This window comes from Nocardia sp. FBN12, from assembly GCF_050320175.1.
Taxonomy (GTDB): domain Bacteria; phylum Actinomycetota; class Actinomycetes; order Mycobacteriales; family Mycobacteriaceae; genus Nocardia.
Genome location: NZ_CP190048.1, coordinates 5,038,266 through 5,057,873 on the forward strand (window position 1 = coordinate 5,038,266; position 19,608 = coordinate 5,057,873).

General features: G+C 67.7%; 17 protein-coding genes and 1 tRNA gene. 9 read left to right on the forward strand and 9 right to left on the reverse strand.

The features are described 5' to 3' along the window. Positions 1-12: 12 nt before the first annotated feature. Both ACQHI0_RS23915 and mfd read right to left on the reverse strand, forming a co-directional pair. Complete coding sequence (locus ACQHI0_RS23915; RefSeq protein WP_427904069.1) at positions 13-750, reverse strand: MazG family protein; 738 nt, start codon at positions 748-750, stop codon at positions 13-15. After that, on the reverse strand, positions 747-4,355 hold the full coding sequence (gene mfd, locus ACQHI0_RS23920; RefSeq protein WP_427904070.1) for a transcription-repair coupling factor: 3,609 nt from the start codon (positions 4,353-4,355) through the stop codon (positions 747-749). The genes ACQHI0_RS23915 and mfd overlap by 4 nt, the downstream gene beginning before the upstream one ends. A gap of 218 nt (positions 4,356-4,573) precedes the next feature. Here mfd and ACQHI0_RS23925 point away from each other — a divergent pair, with 218 nt between their 5' ends. Then, complete coding sequence (locus tag ACQHI0_RS23925) at positions 4,574-5,857, forward strand: hypothetical protein (protein ID WP_427904071.1); 1,284 nt, start codon at positions 4,574-4,576, stop codon at positions 5,855-5,857. Between the two features lie 60 nt (positions 5,858-5,917). After that, the gene (locus tag ACQHI0_RS23930) at positions 5,918-6,541 is read left to right on the forward strand and encodes a TIGR03085 family metal-binding protein (RefSeq protein ID WP_427904072.1); all 624 of its coding nucleotides are present in this window, start codon (positions 5,918-5,920) and stop codon (positions 6,539-6,541) included. 1 nt (position 6,542) lies between these two features. Here the strand turns inward: ACQHI0_RS23930 and ACQHI0_RS23935 are convergent, their stop codons facing one another. Both ACQHI0_RS23935 and ACQHI0_RS23940 read right to left on the reverse strand, forming a co-directional pair. Next, entirely contained in the window at positions 6,543-7,190 is a 648-nt protein-coding gene (locus tag ACQHI0_RS23935; protein ID WP_358071707.1) for a TetR/AcrR family transcriptional regulator, read from the reverse strand. A gap of 160 nt (positions 7,191-7,350) precedes the next feature. After that, positions 7,351-7,989, reverse strand: a complete 639-nt coding sequence (locus tag ACQHI0_RS23940; RefSeq protein ID WP_427904073.1) for a TetR/AcrR family transcriptional regulator — start codon at positions 7,987-7,989, stop codon at positions 7,351-7,353. Positions 7,990-8,214: 225 nt separating this feature from the next. Here ACQHI0_RS23940 and ACQHI0_RS23945 point away from each other — a divergent pair. The 6 genes from ACQHI0_RS23945 to ACQHI0_RS23970 all read left to right on the forward strand — a co-directional run bounded on the left by ACQHI0_RS23945 (position 8,215) and on the right by ACQHI0_RS23970 (position 12,837). Next, a tRNA-Gln gene (locus ACQHI0_RS23945) sits at positions 8,215-8,285 on the forward strand. A 91-nt stretch (positions 8,286-8,376) separates the two neighbouring features. Then, positions 8,377-9,867: a bifunctional UDP-N-acetylglucosamine diphosphorylase/glucosamine-1-phosphate N-acetyltransferase GlmU gene (gene glmU / locus ACQHI0_RS23950; protein WP_378940722.1), complete on the forward strand. Its 1,491-nt coding sequence runs from the start codon at positions 8,377-8,379 to the stop codon at positions 9,865-9,867. After that, the gene (locus ACQHI0_RS23955; protein ID WP_101465805.1) at positions 9,864-10,844 is read left to right on the forward strand and encodes a ribose-phosphate diphosphokinase; all 981 of its coding nucleotides are present in this window, start codon (positions 9,864-9,866) and stop codon (positions 10,842-10,844) included. The genes glmU and ACQHI0_RS23955 overlap by 4 nt, the downstream gene beginning before the upstream one ends. A gap of 207 nt (positions 10,845-11,051) precedes the next feature. After that, on the forward strand, positions 11,052-11,669 hold the full coding sequence (locus tag ACQHI0_RS23960) for a hypothetical protein (protein WP_427904074.1): 618 nt from the start codon (positions 11,052-11,054) through the stop codon (positions 11,667-11,669). Between the two features lie 73 nt (positions 11,670-11,742). Next, the gene (locus tag ACQHI0_RS23965; protein ID WP_427904075.1) at positions 11,743-12,408 is read left to right on the forward strand and encodes a DUF2461 domain-containing protein; all 666 of its coding nucleotides are present in this window, start codon (positions 11,743-11,745) and stop codon (positions 12,406-12,408) included. Between the two features lie 54 nt (positions 12,409-12,462). Next, positions 12,463-12,837: a hypothetical protein gene (locus ACQHI0_RS23970; RefSeq protein WP_427904076.1), complete on the forward strand. Its 375-nt coding sequence runs from the start codon at positions 12,463-12,465 to the stop codon at positions 12,835-12,837. Between the two features lie 38 nt (positions 12,838-12,875). On the opposite strand, the gene egtD is transcribed toward ACQHI0_RS23970, so the two are convergent. The 4 genes from egtD to egtA all read right to left on the reverse strand — a co-directional run bounded on the left by egtD (position 12,876) and on the right by egtA (position 17,686). Continuing rightward, positions 12,876-13,847, reverse strand: a complete 972-nt coding sequence (gene egtD / locus ACQHI0_RS23975) for an L-histidine N(alpha)-methyltransferase (RefSeq protein ID WP_427904077.1) — start codon at positions 13,845-13,847, stop codon at positions 12,876-12,878. Then, positions 13,844-14,818 carry a class II glutamine amidotransferase gene (locus ACQHI0_RS23980; protein ID WP_427904078.1) on the reverse strand — a complete coding sequence of 325 codons (975 nt, stop codon included), beginning with the start codon at positions 14,816-14,818 and terminating at the stop codon, positions 13,844-13,846. The genes egtD and ACQHI0_RS23980 overlap by 4 nt, the downstream gene beginning before the upstream one ends. After that, positions 14,818-16,152 (reverse strand): ergothioneine biosynthesis protein EgtB, encoded by a 1,335-nt coding sequence (gene egtB, locus ACQHI0_RS23985; RefSeq protein WP_427904079.1) that lies wholly within the window; start codon positions 16,150-16,152, stop codon positions 14,818-14,820. The genes ACQHI0_RS23980 and egtB overlap by 1 nt, the downstream gene beginning before the upstream one ends. 244 nt (positions 16,153-16,396) lie before the next feature. Continuing rightward, the gene (gene egtA, locus ACQHI0_RS23990; RefSeq protein WP_427904080.1) at positions 16,397-17,686 is read right to left on the reverse strand and encodes an ergothioneine biosynthesis glutamate--cysteine ligase EgtA; all 1,290 of its coding nucleotides are present in this window, start codon (positions 17,684-17,686) and stop codon (positions 16,397-16,399) included. Between the two features lie 122 nt (positions 17,687-17,808). Here egtA and ACQHI0_RS23995 point away from each other — a divergent pair, with 122 nt between their 5' ends. Beyond that, positions 17,809-18,987 (forward strand): aminotransferase class V-fold PLP-dependent enzyme, encoded by a 1,179-nt coding sequence (locus tag ACQHI0_RS23995; RefSeq protein WP_427904081.1) that lies wholly within the window; start codon positions 17,809-17,811, stop codon positions 18,985-18,987. Here ACQHI0_RS23995 and ACQHI0_RS24000 read toward each other — a convergent pair. Beyond that, positions 18,977-19,537: a TetR/AcrR family transcriptional regulator gene (locus ACQHI0_RS24000; RefSeq protein ID WP_427904082.1), complete on the reverse strand. Its 561-nt coding sequence runs from the start codon at positions 19,535-19,537 to the stop codon at positions 18,977-18,979. The two genes, ACQHI0_RS23995 and ACQHI0_RS24000, sit on opposite strands and share 11 nt — an antisense overlap. Positions 19,538-19,608 lie beyond the last annotated feature (71 nt).

A 19,608-nucleotide genomic window follows, 5' to 3' on the forward strand; every position in this document is an offset into this window, starting at 1 on the left:
CGCGAAACGTCGTTAGCTCATCGGTAACTGATGGTCTCGATGCGCGGCGGGCCAGTAGGCGCGCCAGTCGTCCGGGGTGAGCGGGGACCGGGTGCCGCGTGCGGCTTCGGCGGCATCTTCGGCGGCGCGGATGGCGGTGGCGAAGGCGATGGCCGCTTTGCGGAGGCATTCCTCCGCCGATTCGGGGCCGCCGAGCTCGACCACGCGCAGGGTGTCAGGGACGAGATCGGCGGGCAGGCCCGCGGCGGCGCTGCGGGTACGGATCTTTTCGGCGAGAGCGAGGGCGGGTTGGGCCATGGCGATGCCGTCGAGGCAGGAGCGGCGGGACTTCTCCGCGGATTTGCGCTCTTCCCAAGCCTTTTCCTGTGCGGCGATCTTGTCGGCCGTCGAGGTACCCGAGGAGAAATCGGCGTCGGTCAGGTAGGGGCTGCGGTGGACGAGTTTGCCGACAAGGGTTGCCGCGACGTCGTCGACGGTGAATTCGCCTGCGTGTTCGGCGATTCGGGAGTGGAAGAGGACCTGGAGCAGGAGGTCGCCCAATTCTTCCTTGATGGTTTCGGCGTCGCCAGCTCCGATGGCGTCGAGGAGTTCGTAGGTCTCCTCGAGGAGGTAGGGGCGCAGGGAGTCGTGGGTCTGGGTGCGTTCCCAACCGCCGAAGTGCCAGAGACGGTCCATCACCTCGACGGCGTCGGACAATCCCGCGGCGACGACCGCGGTGTCGGCTTGCTCCTGGGAGATCTCCCGGCTCATCGGACGGCTTCCACCGGAACCGAAAGATCCACCATCCCTTGGGGTTTACCATCGAGCACCAGCAGTAGATCCGCGACGAACTGCAGCACTGCCACATCGCGCACCCGATCGGCACCGACGCTGTCGGTGATCCGCGGCAGCGGCAGCGTGATCAGCCCACTCGCGGGACGGTAATTGGCCGCCGGGTAGATCCGCTTGAGCCGAAGCTGTTTGGAATCGGGGAGATTCAGCGGCGCGATCTTGAGCGAGGAACCGGTGACGACGATCTCGGACACGTCGTACTCGCGGGCGAGCAGGCGCAGCTTGGCCACCGACACCAGTCGGCCGACCTCCACCGGTAGCGGGCCGTACCGGTCGGCGAGTTCCTCGATCACCGCCGACAGGGCCGTATCGTCCTGGGCGGCGGCGAGTTTGCGGTAAGCCTCCAGCCGCAGGCGGTCGCTGGCGATGTAGTCGGGCGGGATGTGCGCGTCGACGGGCAGATCGATGCGCACCTCCTTGTTCTCCTCGGTGACGATCGGCTTGCCGTCGGCGGCCGCGCGGTAGGCCTCCACCGCCTCGCCTACCAGTCGCACATACAGATCGAAGCCGACACCGGCGACGTGACCGGACTGTTCGGCGCCGAGCACGTTGCCCGCGCCACGGATCTCGAGGTCCTTCATCGCCACGGCCATACCGGCACCCAGATCGGAGTTCTGCGCGATGGTGGCCAGCCGGTCGTAGGCGGTCTCGGTGAGCGGCTTCTCCGGCGGGTACAGGAAGTATGCGTAGCCGCGCTCGCGCGAACGACCGACGCGACCACGCAACTGGTGCAGCTGCGAAAGGCCAAGGGAGTCGGCACGTTCCACGATCAACGTGTTCGCATTCGAGATGTCGAGGCCGGTCTCGATGATCGTGGTGCAGACGAGTACGTCGTACTCGCGCTCCCAGAAGCCCTGCACGGTCTTCTCCAGCTGGTCCTCGTTCATCTGACCGTGCGCCACGACCACCCGCGCCTCGGGCACCAGATCGCGAATCTTCTTGGCGGCCTTGTCGATCGAGGACACCCGGTTGTGCACGTAGAACACCTGGCCGTCGCGCATCAGCTCGCGGCGGATGGCGGCGGTGACCTGCTTGTCGTTGTAGGCGCCCACATAGGTGAGCACCGGATGACGTTCCTCGGGCGGGGTGAGAATGGTCGACATCTCGCGGATGCCGGCCAGGCTCATCTCCAGGGTGCGCGGGATCGGGGTGGCCGACATGGTGAGCACGTCGACGTGGGTGCGCAGGGCCTTGATGTGTTCCTTGTGCTCCACACCGAAGCGCTGTTCCTCGTCGACCACCACCAGGCCGAGGTCCTTCCAGCGCACACCGGTCTGCAGCAGCCGGTGCGTGCCGACCACGATGTCGACCGAGCCGTCGGCCAGCCCGGCCAGGATCTCCTTCGAATCAGAGACATCGGTGAAGCGGGAGAGCCCGCGCACCGTCACCGGGAAGCCCGCGACGCGTTCGGTGAAGGTCTGCAGGTGCTGCTGCGCGAGCAGCGTGGTCGGCACGAGCACGGCGACCTGCTTGCCGTCCTGCACCGCCTTGAACGCGGCGCGCACGGCGATCTCGGTCTTGCCGTAGCCCACGTCGCCGCAGACCACGCGGTCCATCGGCACCGCCTTCTCCATGTCCGACTTCACGTCGGTGATGGCGGTCATCTGGTCGACGGTCTCGGTGAACGCGAACGCGTCCTCCATCTCCTGCTGCCACGGGGTGTCCGGGGCGAAGGCATGACCGGGCGCGGCCTGCCGCGCGGCGTAGAGCTGCACCAGCTCGCCGGCGATCTCGCGAACGGCCTTGCGCGCCTTACGTTTCGTGTTCGCCCAGTCGGAGCCGCCGAGCTTGGACAGGCTCGGCAGTTCGCCACCGACATAGCGGGAGAGCTGGTCGAGCGATTCCATCGGCACGAACAGGCGGTCGCCGGGCTGACCGCGCTTGCTCGGCGCGTATTCGATCACCAGGTACTCGCGGCGCGCGCCGCCGATGGTGCGCTCGATCATCTCGACGAACCGGCCGATGCCGTGCTGGTCGTGCACCACCATGTCGCCCGAGGCCAGCGCGAGCGGGTCGACCTGGTTGCGGCGCTTGGCGGGCAGCCGTTTGCCCTCGGTGGGCGCGGTGACCCGGTTGCCGGTGAGATCGGATTCGGCGACGACAACCAGTCCGGCGTCGTCGAAGATCAGGCCGTCGTGCAGCGATCCACACAGCACGCCGACGACTCCCGGCTCCGGGGCAGCCCCGGAGGCCAGCAGCGCGGCGGGTACTTCGGCCTCGCCGAGCCGCTCCAGCACGCGTTGGGCCGTGCCGTGGCCGGTGACCACGACGACCGCGCGGCCACCGGTGGCGACGTGCGCGCGCAGCGACGCGAAGATGGTGGCGACCAGTTCCTCGGACCCGCGCGCGGTGGGTCCGGCCTGCACCGGCAGGTTCACCTCGATCGGATCGCCGGAGCTGAGCGGGCTCAGCGTCCACCAGGGCAGGCCGAGTTCGTCCGCGCTGGTGTGCAATTCGGGCAGGCTGCGGTAACCGGAAGCGGCCAGATCGAGGCCGTTGGCACCCAGCGGAGCGTCGCTACCGAAAGACGCCGCGGTCCAGGAGGCTTCGAGGAATTCCTCGCCGGTGCGCACGAGATCGGCTGCGCGCGTACGGATCTTCTCCGGATCGCACAGCAGCAACTGGGCACCGGCAGGCAGTGCCTCGGTGAGCAGGCTGAGCTTGCCCGGCGCGAGGACCGGCAGCAGCGCCTCCATACCGTCGACCGGAATGCCATCGGCGATCTTGTCCAGCATCTCGACCAGGGACGCATCGGCCTCGTTGTCGGCGGCGACGGCGGCGGCACGTTCGCGCACCGGAGCGGTGAGCAGGAGTTCACGACACGGGGGCGCGACCACCAAGTCGACGGTGTTCTCGCTCAGCGAGCGCTGATCGGCGACCGAGAACGGGCGGATCTCGGTGACCTCGTCGCCCCAGAACTCCACGCGCACCGGATGATCCGCGGTCGGCGCGAACAGATCGAGGATCCCGCCACGCACCGCGAACTCACCGCGCTTGCCGACCATGTCAACCCGGGTATACGCGAATTCGACCAGGCGAGCGAGCAATTCGTCGAAATCGGACTCACCGCCGACGCGCAACACCACCGGCTCGATATCGCCGAGACCGGCCGTCATGGGCTGCATCAGCGAACGCACCGTGGTGACCACGACCCGGAGCGGATCGGGATAAACAGGATCTTCCGGGTGAGCGAGCCGGCGCAGCACCTCGAGCCTGCGGCCCACCGTGTCGGGGCCGGGCGAGAGGCGTTCGTGCGGCAGGGTCTCCCAGGACGGGAACATCGCCACCGACGGGCCGAGCATCTCGGTGAGCTCCACGGTCAGATCGTCGGCCTCACGACCGGTCGCGGTCACCACCACCAAGGGGCGCTGATCGGCGATCGTCGCGGCGACGAACGGCCGCACAGCCGACGGCGCGACCAACTCCACCCCGGACTTGCCGACCAGGTCGGTGACCATCCGCAGCGCGGCATCACCCGCGACCACTTCGGCCAGACCGGCGAGCGGAGGACGAAGGGAGGACATTGTTCGCTCCTGAATGCGCAGTCGGGATGGGCGAGGTAGCCGTCTCGGAGTCTAGATGAGTGATTCCGGGGGGTTGGTCCGCGGCTGACCCCGGAGTGCGAGCTGCCGCAGGGGCGGTAGGTGACCTATGAGAGACATCACAGTTGGAATATCGACCAGTCGCCGAACGCGCTCGCCACGAATCCCAGAAAGCTATAGATCTATCGAGTAGGTGATCCATGACGACCACGGTCGGAATATCAGCGGAACGCACTGTCGTCCGGGGGATACTCCTGTCCAGCGGATCGGGAAGACAGTCCGAGGTCCTGCGGACAGTCGAGCAGCGTGTCGAAGACGGCGGCTCGATCGTCGGCGCGCTCGACGCGCTCACCGCGTCAGCACCGGTCATCGCCGACGTCGCGGTGGCCTATCACACGGCGGAGGACCGGCAGCGGATCGTGTCACAGCTGGCGGACGGGCAGTGGCGGGCATCGTCGCTGGTTTCGACCCGATCGGCACTGTTCGCACTGGTCGGCGCCATGCCGGAACTCGACGAGTTCGGGACCGTTGTGCTGCTGAACCTCGCTGATCGCACCGCGACCGCCGTAGTGGCCGGGCCGGATCGCCGGCAAGTCCTGGCATCGCGGACCTGGACCACTGGACTCGCCGACGGCACCTCGGACGAGGGCTCCCTGGCAGCGTTCGATGCCGACGCGATGGCCGAGACGATCGGTCATGTGCGCTCGATGCTGGAGTCGATCCCGACGCGTCCCGACGTGGTTGCCCTCTGCGGTACATCAGCGGCCGATCCCGAGATCGCGGGCGCGTTGCGCTACGAACTCACCGCACGCGTCGTTCTCGTGCCGGACTTCGGGCAGGCAACGGCGCGCGGAGCCGCGCTGATCGCCGCCGACCAGGTACGACAGCAATACACCGAACCTCCGCGCGCTCCCGGGCGCCCCAAGCGGCTACTGCTGGCCGCGGCGGCACTCGCGGCCTTCCTCGGGGTGTCCGGATTCGCGGTGTCACAGGTACTGGACGACAGCGCGCCGACCATGACCGCGGGTTCGGCGGACACGACCAGCCTTTCGCCACCGTCGTCCTCGGCGCCGCCATCCGTCGAGGCCCGGCTTCCGACCTCGCCCGCGGGCTCGCCGCGATCACCGGATCAGCCCGCCCCACCCCTGGCACCCGCGCCGAACCACGGCCCACCCGCAGCCGCTGCTCCGGCGCCGCCCTCGACCGCTGCGGCCCCCGCCACCACCGCGCCTCGCGATCCAGAACCGCCCACTTGGGTTCCAGCACCTGGGGCCGGCCCCACAGACCCCTCCGCGCCACCGAGTTCACCGGAAGCGGTCGCGCCGAGCGAGGCTCCGACACCGACAAAGGTCGGCGCCCCTGGTCCGGCGGGGCTGTTCCCAGGAGAATCGCCACCCCCGGCGGCGGGCTCGGACCCCGCGGCGGAACAGGCGTGGTGGGCCAACCATTGGAACCTGAAGCGACAGTGGATGAACGGCGGCTGAAACGCACCGCCGGATGAGATCGCTCGGTGCTGAACGTCGCGACGCGCGTAAGGTCGAGGCGTGAGTCTGGCTCGACGTGAACGCCTCGCCCTCGTGGCGACAATGACCGAGGCCGGCCCTGCCGCGCCGACCCTGTGCGGCACCTGGACGGTGCACGACCTCGCCGCCCACCTGGTGGTCCGCGAGCGCAGGCCCGACGCGTCGATCGGCATCGTCTTCCGGCCGATGGCCGGCTACCTCGACGCGAAGCAGGCGCAGATCGCGCAGCGACCGTTCGCCGAACTGCTCGAGCTGGTGCGCACCGGTCCGCCCTGGTGGTCGCCGCTGCGCCCGGTCGACGCGGTGGCCAATCTCAGCGAGATGTTCGTCCACCACGAAGACGTCCGCAGGTCCGAACCGGGCTGGGAGCCAAGGCAATTGGCGGCGCGCGACGAAGATCGCCTGTGGAGCGCGCTGCGCGCCGTCGCCCGCGCGGCCTACCGCAAGTCGCCGGTTCCGGTCGTCCTCGCGACGCCGCAGGGCGCCACGATCACCGCACATCGCGGTGACGGCGCCGGGGTGGTGCTCACTGGACCGCCGTCGGAGCTGCTACTGCACGCGTTCGGCCGCGACGAAGTCCGGATCACGCCGACCGGGGCCGACACCGACGTGCGGGCGGTGCTCGCCACCGACCGCAGCGTCTGACCTAGACGACGTAGCGACGCAGCCTGCGCGCGGCGAACTCCCGGAAGTACGACAGCTTCTCCGGCGGCACCAGCGAGGGCAGCAGGAAGTACCAGGCCCGTTCCATCCGCGCCGCCATCTGCTCCATCGACTCGGTGCCGACCGCGACGATGTGCACGCCCGCGGTCAGTTCCTGGAGCAGCACACCGACGACCTCCGGATCGAGGTCGGCGATCAGATCACCCTGGGCGATGGCCCGCTCCGACAGCAAACGGTAGGTCTCGCCCCAGGTCTTGGCGATATTGTCGCCCTGCGCACCGCGATAGTCACCGATCTGGTGGGTGAGCTTGAGCATCGCACCGACCATCGGATCGTTCATCGACAGGTCGGCCACCACATAGGTGATCCCGACGGCCGCCTCGAGCGCGGGCACCCGGGAATCGAAGAAGCCCTGACAGGATCCGGTCAGGCGCTCGTTGCCCTGATCGACCACCGCCCTGGCCAGCTCCTCCTTGGAGCCGAAGTGAAAGTACAAGGCGCCCTTGGTCACATTGGACTGCGCGATGATTTCGCTGAGGCTCGCGTTGGCGTACCCCAAACGGAGAAAGACATCGGCAGCGCCAGCAAGGACGGAGTCGCGGGTGATCTCCGCGCGTGCTTGCCTAGCCATCAGATCCGCCTGTCATCCAATAATCCAGCCATCCTGAAGTAGACCGACATCCCGAAATTTGCTCGACATACCGCCCGGCAGCACCCAAAAGGATGGGTGAACCGTACCACCAGGCGGCAAAGTGGCAGCCGAATCATGGATTCGGTCCACACTGCGTGCGCTAACGTCCGGTTACCCCACCGATTGTCGGCGTAGTCCCCGTATTCCATTCGGAGCTGAGACCCGGTTCGGCTTCCAAATGACTCAAACCGTTCCAACACAGGTTGACCAGGTGCGCCGCGACCACCTCTTTGGGCGGGGTGCGCTCGTCGAGCCACCAGGTGGCGGTGGTCGAGACCATGCCGACCAGTGCCTGGGCGTAGAGCGGAGCGAGGCTGGTGTCGAAATCGCGACGGCCGAAATCGCCGGCCAGGATGTGCGCGACCTCTCTGACGGCCTCGTTGAGCAGGCTCGAGTAGCGGCCGTCGGCGTTGTTCGCGGGCTGGTCGCGGACCAGGATGCGAAAGCCGTCGGTGCGCTCCTCGATGTAGGTGAGCAGGGCCAGCGCGACCTGCTCCAACCGCACCCGGGAACGATTCTGGGTGAGCGAGGAGGTGATCATCTCCAGCAGCATCGACATCTCGCGATCGACGACCACCGCGTAGAGGCCTTCCTTGCCGCCGAAATGCTCATAGACCACCGGCTTGGACACCTGCGCGCGCTGCGCGATCTCCTCGATCGATGTCGCGTCATACCCACGCTCGGCGAACAACGCGCGACCGATCTCGATCAGTTGCTGCCTGCGCTGCGTACCGGTCATCCTGGGCCTCGTTGTTCGCCCTGGCTCACCAGACGACATGCGTTCCCCCGCCTCTCCGCGTTTCGACTCACGAGAATCAGTACGTGCGTTCCAGAAGGCTAACAACGTCATCCGAGCTCGGGCGCGACAGGCACACACTAGATTCGCCGGAGGGCGGGATCGTGTGCGAGGATCATGCCGTGCCGTAGCACAGTGGTGGGCTTACCCGGCCCACTGGTGTGGCGATCCGCCGTAGTGTAATGGCAGCACCTCTGATTTTGGTTCAGATAGTTCAGGTTCGAGTCCTGGCGGCGGAGCACACGGACACACAGTGACGTATCGTCGGCCCGCACCATCTACCGACCGAACCCGCCACAGCACTCGCTGACAGGCAGCCGAGGGAGATCCATGCCACCGCAGACCGCCGTCGTCGTTCTCGCAGCAGGTGCTGGGACGCGAATGCGGTCGAAGACTCCGAAAGTGCTGCACCCGTTGGCAGGCCGGTCGATGCTCTCGCACGCGCTGCACGCCGCCGTCGAGATCGATCCGACCCACCTGATCACCGTTGTCGGGCACGACCGCGAGAAGGTCGGCGCCGCCGTGGCGGACGTGGGTAAGGAACTCGGCCGCGAGATCGTGTGCGCGGTGCAGGAGCAGCAGCTCGGAACCGGACACGCGGTGCAGTGCGCACTGGGTTCGATCCCCGCGGACTTCGACGGCGACCTTCTCGTCACCTCGGCCGACGTGCCGCTGCTCGACGGGCACACCCTCTCCGCGCTGCTCGACGAGCACCGCAGCTACGCCGACCGGCCCGCCGTCACCGTCCTGACCTTCGTGCCCGACGACGCCAACGGCTACGGCCGGATCGTGCGCGACGACGACGGTCAGGTCGCCGAGATCGTGGAGCACGCCGACGCGACGCCCGTGCAGGCCAAGATCAAAGAGGTCAACTCCGGCGTCTACGCCTTCGACGCGTCGGTACTGCGCACCATGATCGGGCGGCTGTCCACCGCCAACGCCCAGCACGAGCTCTACCTCACCGATGTGCTGCGGCTGGCCCGCGAGGCCGGCCATCCCGTGCACGGCGCGCGGCTGATCGATTCGAACAAGGTCACCGGCGTGAACGACCGGGTGCAGCTCTCGCAGGCGGGCGCCACTCTCAATCGCTACATTCTCGAACGGCACATGCGCGCGGGCGTCACCATCATCGACCCCGCGACGACCTGGATCGACGCGAGCGTGCGCATCGGACGCGACGCCGTGCTGCGGCCGGGCACCCAGCTCTTCGGCGAGACCCACATCGGTGAGGACGCCGAGATCGGGCCGGACACCACGCTCACCGACGTGTTCGTCGGCGAGGGCGCGAGCGTGATCCGCACCCACGGCGAGCGCGCCGAGATCGGCGAGGGCGCCACCATCGGGCCGTTCAGCTATCTGCGGCCGGGCACGGTTGTCGGCGAGGAAGGCAAGCTCGGCGCGTTCGTCGAAACCAAGAACGCCTCGATCGGCGCGCACTCGAAGGTTCCGCACCTGACCTATGTCGGCGACGCGACCATCGGCGAGTACAGCAACATCGGCGCTTCCAGTGTTTTTGTGAACTATGACGGAGTGAACAAGCACCACACCGTGGTTGGTTCCCATGTGCGAACAGGTAGCGACACCATGTTTATCGCACCGGTAACGGTGGGTGACGGGGCATATACGGGTGCGGGTACTGTACTGCGCAGAAGCGTTCCACCGGGTGCACTTGCTGTGTCGGGTGGGCCACAGCGCACTATTGAAAACTGGGTGCAGCGCTACCGTCCAGGAACCGCTGCGGCGCGCGCGGCGGCGGAAGCCATCGCGGCAGACGAGACGTCTTCGAAGACAATCGAGCAAAAGGATGGCAACCAGCAGTGACCGCGTTCTCGATCGACAACCAGAAGAACTTGATGCTCTTCGCCGGCCGGTCACATCCTGAGCTGGCCGAGCAGGTCGCCAAGGAACTCGATGTCGACATCACGCCGCAGACCGCGACGGACTTCGCCAACGGCGAGATCTTCGTCCGGTTCGAGGAGTCGGTCCGCGGTTCGGACGCCTTCGTGCTGCAGAGCTTCCCCGCGCCGCTGAACCAGTGGCTGATGGAACAGCTCATCATGATCGACGCGCTCAAGCGCGGTTCGGCCAAGCGGATCACCGCGGTGCTGCCGTTCTACCCGTACGCGCGCCAGGACAAGAAGCACCGCGGCCGCGAGCCGATTTCGGCCCGCCTGGTCGCCGACCTGCTCAAGACCGCGGGCGCCGATCGCATTATCAGCGTCGACCTGCACACCGACCAGATCCAGGGCTTCTTCGACGGCCCCGTCGATCACATGCACGCGCTGGTGCAGCTCTCGGACTACATCCGCACCAACTACTCCACCGACAACCTCGCCGTCGTCTCCCCCGACGCCGGCCGCGTGAAGGTCGCCGAGAAGTGGGCCGACGCGCTGGGTGGCACGCCGCTGTCCTTCATCCACAAGACCCGCGACCCGCTGGTGCCCAACCAGGTGAAGTCCAACCGCGTCGTCGGTGACGTGGAAGGCCGCACCTGCGTGCTGATCGACGACATGATCGACACCGGTGGCACCATCGCCGGCGCGGTGAAGGTCCTCAAGGAAGCGGGCGCGGGCGACGTCATCATCGCGGCCACCCACGGTGTGCTCAGCGATCCGGCCGCCGAGCGTCTGGCCAACTGTGGTGCCAGGGAAGTCGTCATCACCAACACGCTGCCGATCAGCGAGGACAAGAAGTTCCCGACGCTGACGGTGCTGTCGATCGCGCCGCTGCTGGCCCGCACCATCCGCGAGGTCTTCGAGAACGGCTCGGTCACGGGCTTGTTCAACGGCAACGCTTGAGCTGTTCCGCCTCTCCGGGTCTTTTGGCCAGACCTAGGTGCGGGTGAATTGGGGACGCGGCAAGCCTCCATTGGTGGAGGGTTAGCTCGTACCCCGTGAGTTACCCATGTTCTCTCGAGACCAGTCGGTGCGCTTTGTCTTCGGACGTGGCGCGGCGGCTGGTCTTCGGGCATGGTGGTCCTGTAGTCCGGGACGTGAGGGGGGATTGTGAGTAGCGAATCGGAACGGCCGGTCGAGTTGGGGAAAGACCGGGTGCAGGATGCGCCGGATTCCTCGGGTGGGGAGCCGTGGGGTGGGATCGCGAGGCCGGTGCCCGCCGATGATGCGGTGCCTTATCCGCCGCCGCCGGCGGCGGCACAGCAGCCTTGGGGTGGGGGCGCGAATCCTGGTCCGGCTGTCGAGCTTCCGCCGTATCCGCCGCCGCCGCCGGGGCCGATGTTTCCCGCGCCCGGCTATCCCGCTGTCGGCAATGCCTCGCCGATATATCCCGCTTATGGCTATCCGCCGCCTGGACGGGCGCCCTACGGTGCGCCGCAGTACCCCGGGCAGGTCCCGGCGCCGCTGCCGCCGGGTTATGGCTATCAGGACAACACGCCCGTGTGGTCGATCGTCAGTTTCTGTTGTGTCGCGGCCTCGCTGCTCGGTGGGGCCATGCTGTGCGGGCTGCCGGTACTGGTGACCGCGCCGACGGGAGTCGTGCTCGGGCTGGTCGGGCATGCCAAGGGTGAGTCGATGGGCAAGTGGGCGGCGACCGCCAACGGGGTGGTCGCGGCGCTGGCCGCGGTTCTGGTGCTCGTGTTCGTGGCACTGATCGGCGGTGTTTGAGCGTCGGAGGGCGATACTGGTAGGCGGTAGCTGGACCTCTGATCCCCGAACAGAACTGAGAATCGCCGCACCGATGGACGCTTTCACCGGATTCCCGCTCGCCGGACTCGACTTCTACGAAGACCTCGAGGCCGACAATTCGAAGGCCTTCTGGAACGCGCACAAACACATCTACGACGAAGCCGTGCGCGCCCCCATGACCGCACTCACCGCCGAACTCGCGGCGGAATTCGGACAGGCCAAGATCTTTCGGCCCTACCGTGATGTGCGGTTCTCCGCCGACAAGCTGCCCTACAAGACGCATCAGGGTGCGGTGGCCGGGGTATCGCCGGGCGTCGGCTGGTACGTGCAGATCGGGGCGGCGGGGTTGTTCATCGCGGGCGGTTGCTTCCGGCCCTCACCCACTGCCTTGGCTGTCCTGCGGGCCACCATCGACGACGACGTGCGCGGCGCGGAACTGGAAAAGATCCTGGCCGCGACGACGGCAGCCGGCTTCGCCCTCGGCGGCGACAAGCTCAAAACCAAGCCGAAGGGCTACCCGATCGACCATCCCCGCATCGACCTGCTGCGCCACAAGTCACTCACCGTGCACCGCGACTTCGGCGCCCCGGACTGGCTCACCACTCCGGTCGCCGCGACCGAGATCCGCCGCGCCTGGAACGACCTGCGCCCGCTCGTCGAATGGTTCGCTGCCGTCCTCGAGGGCGTCCCGGAGGACACGAGCGGCCGACGCCCGTAGGCCGTGCGAGCGTGGCTCGTGACGGACGGCCGATGGAGGCCGATACTGGAAACCATGAGCCGTGAACCGTTGGACATGGACATGGGCGACGACGATCAAGCCGACGACATCGTCGAATACGAGCGCTACGTCGAAGACCCGCCCGCCGACCACGTGATCCGCAACCACGAAGCCGACGCTGACGGCTTCCTCGGTATCAACGAGGAAGTCGCCGAGGAATGGTCTGAGGGCGGCTCCCGCCACGAGGCCATGGAGGAAGACGAACGCCCCGCCGAGGAAGGCGCGATGGGAGTGCGCGGCGACACCGCCGTCGACGGCGACCTCTTCGACGACGACGCCGTCAACGGCGAGGAGAGCGTCGAAAAGGACCTCGAGGGTGATGAGAACCTGACCAGCGGCGAATACCTCGCCGACGAGCTCGACCTGTAACCGGACCTACGCCGTAGGTCCGGTTACCTGCCCCTTGATCAGCGGCGTTCGGCCAAGGTCAGAATGAAGCGGTCGTCGGGGTCGGTCCAGGTGTGGGTGGGGGTGAAGCCTGCGGTGTCCAGTTCGGTGGACAGGGATTCCGGTCGGAATTTGGCGGATATCTCGGTGCGCATCTCCTCGCCTGCGGCGAAGTCGACAGTGAGGCCGAGGGCTTTGACGGTGGCGGTCATTGCCTCGGTGGCTCGCAGGCGCATTTCGATCCACTCGTTCTCGGGGTCCCAGAGGGCGACGTGGTCGAACTTCTCTGCCACGAAGTCGGCGTCGAGGCGGGTGTTGAGGACGTGCAGGACGTTGCGGTTGAATTCGGCGGTGACGCCTGCGGCGTCGTCGTAGGCGGGGACCAGGATCGCGGGATCGATGACCAGGCCCGCGCCGAGGAGGAGTAGTTCGCCGGGTTCGAGGACTTCGTTGATGCCTGCCAGGAATTCGGCGCGCTCGGTGGGGACCAGGTTGCCGATGGTGCCGCCGAGGAAGGCGATCATGCGACGGCCGCCGCGGGGCAGGTTGTGGAGGGTGTCGGTGAAGTCGCTGACCACTCCGTGCACGGACAGGTTCGGGTATTCGGCCGCTATCTCGTCGGCCGCACCGCGCAGTGCCGAGGCGGAGACATCCTGCGGTACATAGGTTTTCAGCGAACCTTCGGCGGTGAGAGCATCCAGCAGCAGACGGGTCTTTGCGGCCGAACCCGAGCCGAGCTCCACCAGCACCTCGGCGTGGGCGGCCGCGGCGATCTCGCCGACGACCCGCTCGAGCAGGGCCCGTTCGGTGCGGGTCGGGTAGTACTCGGGGAGTTCGGTGATCTGCTCGAAGAGTTCGCTGCCGCGCGCGTCGTAGAACCACTTGGGCGGCAAGGATTTCGGGGTGGAGGTGAGGCCGGTGCGGGCGTCGGTGCGCAAGGCCGCGGTGAGATCGTCGTCGGTGAGGTGGATGTCCAGCAGCGGCGCGGTCATGAACGGACCCTTTCGGTGGCGGGGAGTTCGAGAGCGGTGATGGTGCAGTGGCCGGGCGTGGCGGTGACCAACTGGTGGTCGTCGACGGGTTGCCAGCGCGGGTCGGCGTCGTAGGGTTCGGAGCACAGCACGGTGTAATCGTCGGCGACCAGCACCGACAGCGCATGCCAGCAGGTCGTGGCCCACAGCTGGACCCCGTTGCCGAGCAACAAGTTCACCCGGGCGCTGGGTTGGTGCCGCAGCACGGCCGCAACCAGAAGTTGCAGGGCCTGGTCCGGCGAGGTGACCGGACCCGCGGGGGCGATCGCCCCGAGCAGGCCGCGCAGCAGCACCCACAGTGCGGCGGAATCAGTGAGCGACTCAGCCTGTAACAGCACAGCAGGCGAATCGAACAGCACTGCGGCGCCGGGCAATGCATCGAGATCCAGCGTGGTGGCGGTGGGTATCTCGTCCGTGACCGACTCAGCGGGAACGAAGGTGTCACCGAGAACCGGCGACGCGGACATGTTCGCCGGCTGCGCATACGACGGTCCGGCGGCGAAGACCTCGTTCAGGTCGGCGAGGACGGCGACGAGAGTGTTTCGCCAGTCGGGAATGACGCCGTTGTGGCTGAAGGCCCAGTGTTCGTCGGTGAAGGGGGCGCAGGCGGAGCGCTCTACCGGCATTCCCACGGTGGCCGAACGGACGGCGGCGATCACCGAGCGGGATTCGAGTTGACCGAGGACTTCGGCAACGGCGGGGTCGGTCCAGATCGGGGCGTGATTGCGATAGCGGGTTACCGCGTCGCGGGCACCTTCCATGCCGACATCAGCTCGGCGCCACCAGGCGACGCCGAAGCCGTCGGCGTTGATGGTGCCGCCCGCGCGCATGTCGGTAGGCGCCCAGGACTGGGCGTAGAGCGAGTGTGGGCCGCGCAGCACCAGCTCGCCGACCCCCACCGGCGGGCCGACATAGCCGAGGTGCCTGCACATCAGAGTTCGTCCGCACGCAGATCTCTGGCCAGGCGGAACCCGGCGAAGATCTGACGGCGGATCGGGTGGTCCCAGTTGCGGAACGTGGCGCGGCAGGCGACCTCGTCGGTGCCGAACGAGCCGCCGCGCAGGATGCGATAGTCGCCGCCGAAGAAGACCTCCGAGTACTCGCGATAGGGGAAGGCGCGGAAGCCGGGGTAGGCCTCGAAACCCGATGAGCACCATTCCCAGACATCGCCGATGAGCTGGTGCACGCCGGTGGCCGACGCACCGGCCGGATAGGCGCCGACCTCGGCGGGTTCCAGGTGTTGCTGGCCGAGGTTGGCCAGGTGCGCGTCCGGCTGATCCTCGCCCCACGGATAGCGCCGCGACGCTCCGGTTTCCGGGTCGAATCGGGCTGCCTTCTCCCATTCGGCCTCGGTCGGCAATCGCTTCCCTGCCCAGCGAGCGTAGGCCTGCGCCTCGAACCAGCACACGTGCACGACCGGTTGATCGAGTCGCAGTGGAGCGCGGACGCCGAAGGCCGTGCGCGTCCACCCGTCACCGTCGCGCTCCCAGAACTGCGGCGCGACCAACCCCGCCTCCTGCCGGTGCGCCCAACCACGCTCCGACCACAGCTCGGGACGGTCGTAGCCGCCATCGCCGATGAACGCGAGGAACTGCCCGTTGGTCACCGGAGCGACAGCGATGGCGAAGCCGTCGACATGCACCGGATGGGCCGGTTGTTCATTGTCCAGCGCCCACGGATCCGCCGAGGTGCCCATCAGGAATTCGCCTGCCGGAATGACGATTTCGCCACTGACCGGCACCCGCGAAACAGGCGCGGGCGGAGCCGACAGCACCGGCGCGCCGATCCGTAACTGATGGGTGGCGAGCATCGTCTCGTCGTGCTGCTGCTCGTGCTGGGCGATCATACCGAAGGCAAAACCCTTGTCCACCAGCGGATTACCGGAAAAGTCACTGGAATCGAGAACGTCGAGTACCTTTTCGCGCACCGAGCCCACATAACCGCGCGCCTGCTCGGGGTCGAGCAGCGGCAGCGCGGGCCGGTTCGATCTGGCGTGTTTGAACGCGTCGTAGAGCTCGTCGATATCGGCACGCACCGCCTCGCGCCCACCGACATCACGTACCAGCCACAGCTCTTCCTGGTTCCCGATATGCGCCAGATCCCACACCAGCGGCGACATCAACGGCGAATGCTGCGCGACGAGATCGGCCTCGTCCACACTGTCGGTGAGCAAGGCAGTGCGGCGACGAGCGCGCTGCAAGACCTCAGCGATCCGGGCGCGCGTGCGGTCACGATCACTGTGGTCGGCGGGGGCGGAAAGAGTCACGAGATCTCCGAAACAGACTGGTAGACAACGATTTCAGACGAGACGGCGGAAGCTGAATCGACGGCACCTGCAGGTGACTCACCCGCGCGGACAAGTCGCCGGTGACAACACATAGGCGCGCGGTTCACCTCGGCGGGCGCGCAACCGTCGGCGTACCCGAACGAGCCCCTCGCCGGCCCACAACCGTTGCTGCCGGACAAGCGATCAGCGGTTTCGTCCCCGAGACACGCGGTCGGCGACAACGTCATCGCGGCCCACCAGAACCATCGCTGGCCGATTCGACCTCGGCGAGCGGACTGCGACCGGACCGACATCGGCGCGCGGCGGCTGCCAATTCCGCAGCAGCAGAGGGTGTTCGCGCATGGGCGGCGGCCAGATCCAGCACCTCCACGGCCGCGCGGCGCAATTGCGGGTCGAGCAGTCCGCACCGGGCCGACGTCAGCCACTCCCCCGCGGTGGGCGCGGCGAGCGCTGTTGCCTCGGCGACGACGGACGGGGTCGACAGCAGCGCGTCGAAGAGGTGGATCGGGGTGGTCCACGCCGCACCGGGCTGGGTGTCGAGGTAGCGGACTTCCAGGTGACCGGAGGCTCGAACCGGAGGAAACAACGTGGTCAGGTGGTAGTCCAGGTCGGCGCGGGTGGGGCGGCGGCCGACCTCGTCGTCGAGCGCGCCGGACAACCAATCGGCGAACGTGGCACCGGGGGGTGGCGACCAGTCGGCGTCGATGTCGGTGCAGCGCACGCACAGCAGCGGCACATCGAGCGCCCAGTGCGCATAGGAGGTGATCGGGTCGGCCCAGTCCGCCACCGGAGGTCTGGTGCGGGCGGGGTCGAGGCGCAACCAGGTGCGCATTCGCTGCGAGGCCCACTCGCCGCGCGGAACGCCGTGCAGACGCGGTGAGCAGGCGAACGCCGCGATCAGAGTGGGGCCGAGGACGTAGAGCGCCGTCCAGCGGGCCCGTACTTCGGCGGCATCGGCGCCCGCGTCCACGCTGACCTGCGTGGCGGCGGTATTGCACATCATCAGCGCGCCGAACGGGCCGACACCGCCGAAATGGCGTTCCATCGCGGCGTAACGGGGCAATCGGAGCAGGCGCTCGGCGGGACGGCCCGCATCGGCGGCGGCGGCGAAGATGCTGATCTCTCGGGCGGCGAGCAAGTCCCGCAAACGGGCTGCATCAGCGCGCAGATGCTGGGTCAGCGCGGCCGGATCGGCGAACGGTGCGCTGGAAAGTTCTATCTGACCACCGGGTTCGATGGTGACCAGGCTCCCGCCGGGCAGGGGAATCGCGGCGGAATCGGCAGTGATGGAGGTGGGTGCGTGCGGCCCGAGGGCCGCGGCCAGCTGGTCGAGCGAGGGGCGGGAACCGGTGGGCCCGGCGGTGAGCCACTCCAGTTCGGCGCCGATCAGCGCAGGTGGTCCGAGCTTGAAACAGACCCCGCCGACATAGGCCTCCGCAGCCGCCCTTGACGATAGTTCGCCCTGGTCGGGGGCATAATCTGGCCACGATGACCGCTCCAGGGTGACCGCCATACCAACCTCCACGTGCTGTGTGCTGCCGGGGAACCTGCGTTTCGCTCATTCCAGAGTAGCGAGGACCACCGACAGAAAAAGTGACGAAAAGGGGAACGAATCGGGGCGCTATCGTCGTCACCATGCTTGACCTCGCCGCGATCAGAGCCGCCACCTCAGGACTTGCCAACGGTCAGATCTTCCTCGACAGCGCCGGATCATCGCTGCCCCCTCAGGTCGTCCTCGACACGATGATCGCCCACCTGCACCGCGAAGCCGAGATCGGTGGCTACCGTGCCGCTAACGAACGTCTCGACGATCTGGCGAAGGTGAAATCCTCGATCGCCACCCTGATCGGCGCCACCCCGGACACCATCGCGCTCAGCGACAGCGCGTCCCGGTCATGGGCCGATTTCGCGTACTCGGTCCCGCTGCGTCCCGGCGACCGAATCCTCATCTCGGGTGCCGATTACGCCAGCAACGCGATCGCCGCGCTACAGCGGGCCAAGCACACGGGCGCGGTGGTCGAGCGCATTCCCAGCGACGACACCGGACGCCTCGACACCGACGCGCTCGCCGATATGCTCGACGACCGCGTGCGGCTGGTCTCGCTCCAGCACGCGCCGACCAACGGCGGTCTCGTGAACCCGGTCGCCGAGACCACCAGAATCGCCCACGAAGCCGGTGCGCTGGTGCTGCTCGACGCCTGCCAATCGACCGGCCAGCTGCCCATCGACGTCACCGAACTCGGGGTCGACGCCATGTCGAGCACCGGCCGCAAATGGTTGCGCGGGCCCCGCGGTACCGGATTCCTTTACGTCCGTTCCGAATTGGCCAAGACGATGGAACCGGCCCGCCTCGACCTGCACAGCGCGCAATGGGTGAGCCCCGGCGAATACCGCCTCGCCGACGACGCTTCCCGTTTCGAATTCTGGGAATGCGGCGTGGCCGCCCGCCTCGGCCTCGGAGCCGCCGTCGACTACCTGCTCGAACAGGGCCCCGGCGAGGTCTACGCGGCCGTCGCCACCCGCGCCGCGTACCTGCGCAAAACCCTGCCCGAGCTACCCGGCGTGACCGTGCGCGACCTCGGCACCGAGCACAGCGGCATCGTCTCGTTCACCGTCGACGGCTACGATCCCGAACGGCTGCGCGATCGCCTCGCCGAGCACGCGATCACCGTCACCGTGAGCCACGCGGGCTCCACCCTGCTCGACATGTCCGAGCGCACCCTGCCCGCCATCCTGCGCGCCTCGCCGCACTACTTCGTCAGCCCGGACGACCTCGACCGCTTCGTCACGACACTGGCCGAGCTCACCCGCTGAGCCCCGCGAGGTGCTCGCGGACGATCCGGTCCACGAGCACCCGCGGATCCTGATCGGGCGCAACGATTTCCAGCGTCCGGTTGACGGCGATCGTCGCCAATCCGTGCACATTCGTCCACAGGGCAAGGGCCCGCTGCGGCGCCGACTCCGGCGCCACCGCCGCGACCAGCTCGACCACCTGCCCGTACAGCGGTTGCGTTGTCGCCCGCAGGTTCGCACCGGAGCCGACGAGCAGATCGTGGCGAAACATCAGCGTGAACATCTCCGGCCGCGACACCGCGAAATCCACATAGTCGACGGCCATCCGGCGCAACCGCTCCCGCGGGTCATCGATGGTGGCAAGGGCCGCGAACCGCTCGATCAGCTCCCCGAATCCACGCGCGGCGATCGCCGCGAGCAGCGCCGCGTGCGTGGGAAACCACCGTCGCGGCGCGCCGTGCGAGACACCGGCGGCCCGCGCGATCGCCCGTAGTCCGAGTGCGCCGAACCCGTCGGTTTCGAGCAGGTCGACGCCGACGTCGATCAAGCGCTCGCGCAACGAATCAGGCATCCCGCAATTCTGCACGCACCGTCGGTACGGCCATCCGTGGCATCCGTAGACACTGTCTACTAATCTTCGGT

Coding starts and splice junctions, on each gene's coding strand:
- ACQHI0_RS23915 (WP_427904069.1), bottom strand. CDS start 750: ATGAGCCGGGAGATCTCCCAGGAGCAAGCCGACACCGCGGTCGTCGCC.
- mfd (WP_427904070.1), bottom strand. CDS start 4,355: ATGTCCTCCCTTCGTCCTCCGCTCGCCGGTCTGGCCGAAGTGGTCGCG.
- ACQHI0_RS23925 (WP_427904071.1), top strand. CDS start 4,574: ATGACGACCACGGTCGGAATATCAGCGGAACGCACTGTCGTCCGGGGG.
- ACQHI0_RS23935 (WP_358071707.1), bottom strand. CDS start 7,190: ATGGCTAGGCAAGCACGCGCGGAGATCACCCGCGACTCCGTCCTTGCT.
- ACQHI0_RS23940 (WP_427904073.1), bottom strand. CDS start 7,989: ATGACCGGTACGCAGCGCAGGCAGCAACTGATCGAGATCGGTCGCGCG.
- glmU (WP_378940722.1), top strand. CDS start 8,377: ATGCCACCGCAGACCGCCGTCGTCGTTCTCGCAGCAGGTGCTGGGACG.
- ACQHI0_RS23965 (WP_427904075.1), top strand. CDS start 11,743: ATGGACGCTTTCACCGGATTCCCGCTCGCCGGACTCGACTTCTACGAA.
- ACQHI0_RS23970 (WP_427904076.1), top strand. CDS start 12,463: ATGAGCCGTGAACCGTTGGACATGGACATGGGCGACGACGATCAAGCC.
- egtD (WP_427904077.1), bottom strand. CDS start 13,847: ATGACCGCGCCGCTGCTGGACATCCACCTCACCGACGACGATCTCACC.
- ACQHI0_RS23980 (WP_427904078.1), bottom strand. CDS start 14,818: ATGTGCAGGCACCTCGGCTATGTCGGCCCGCCGGTGGGGGTCGGCGAG.
- egtA (WP_427904080.1), bottom strand. CDS start 17,686: ATGGCGGTCACCCTGGAGCGGTCATCGTGGCCAGATTATGCCCCCGAC.
- ACQHI0_RS23995 (WP_427904081.1), top strand. CDS start 17,809: ATGCTTGACCTCGCCGCGATCAGAGCCGCCACCTCAGGACTTGCCAAC.
- ACQHI0_RS24000 (WP_427904082.1), bottom strand. CDS start 19,537: ATGCCTGATTCGTTGCGCGAGCGCTTGATCGACGTCGGCGTCGACCTG.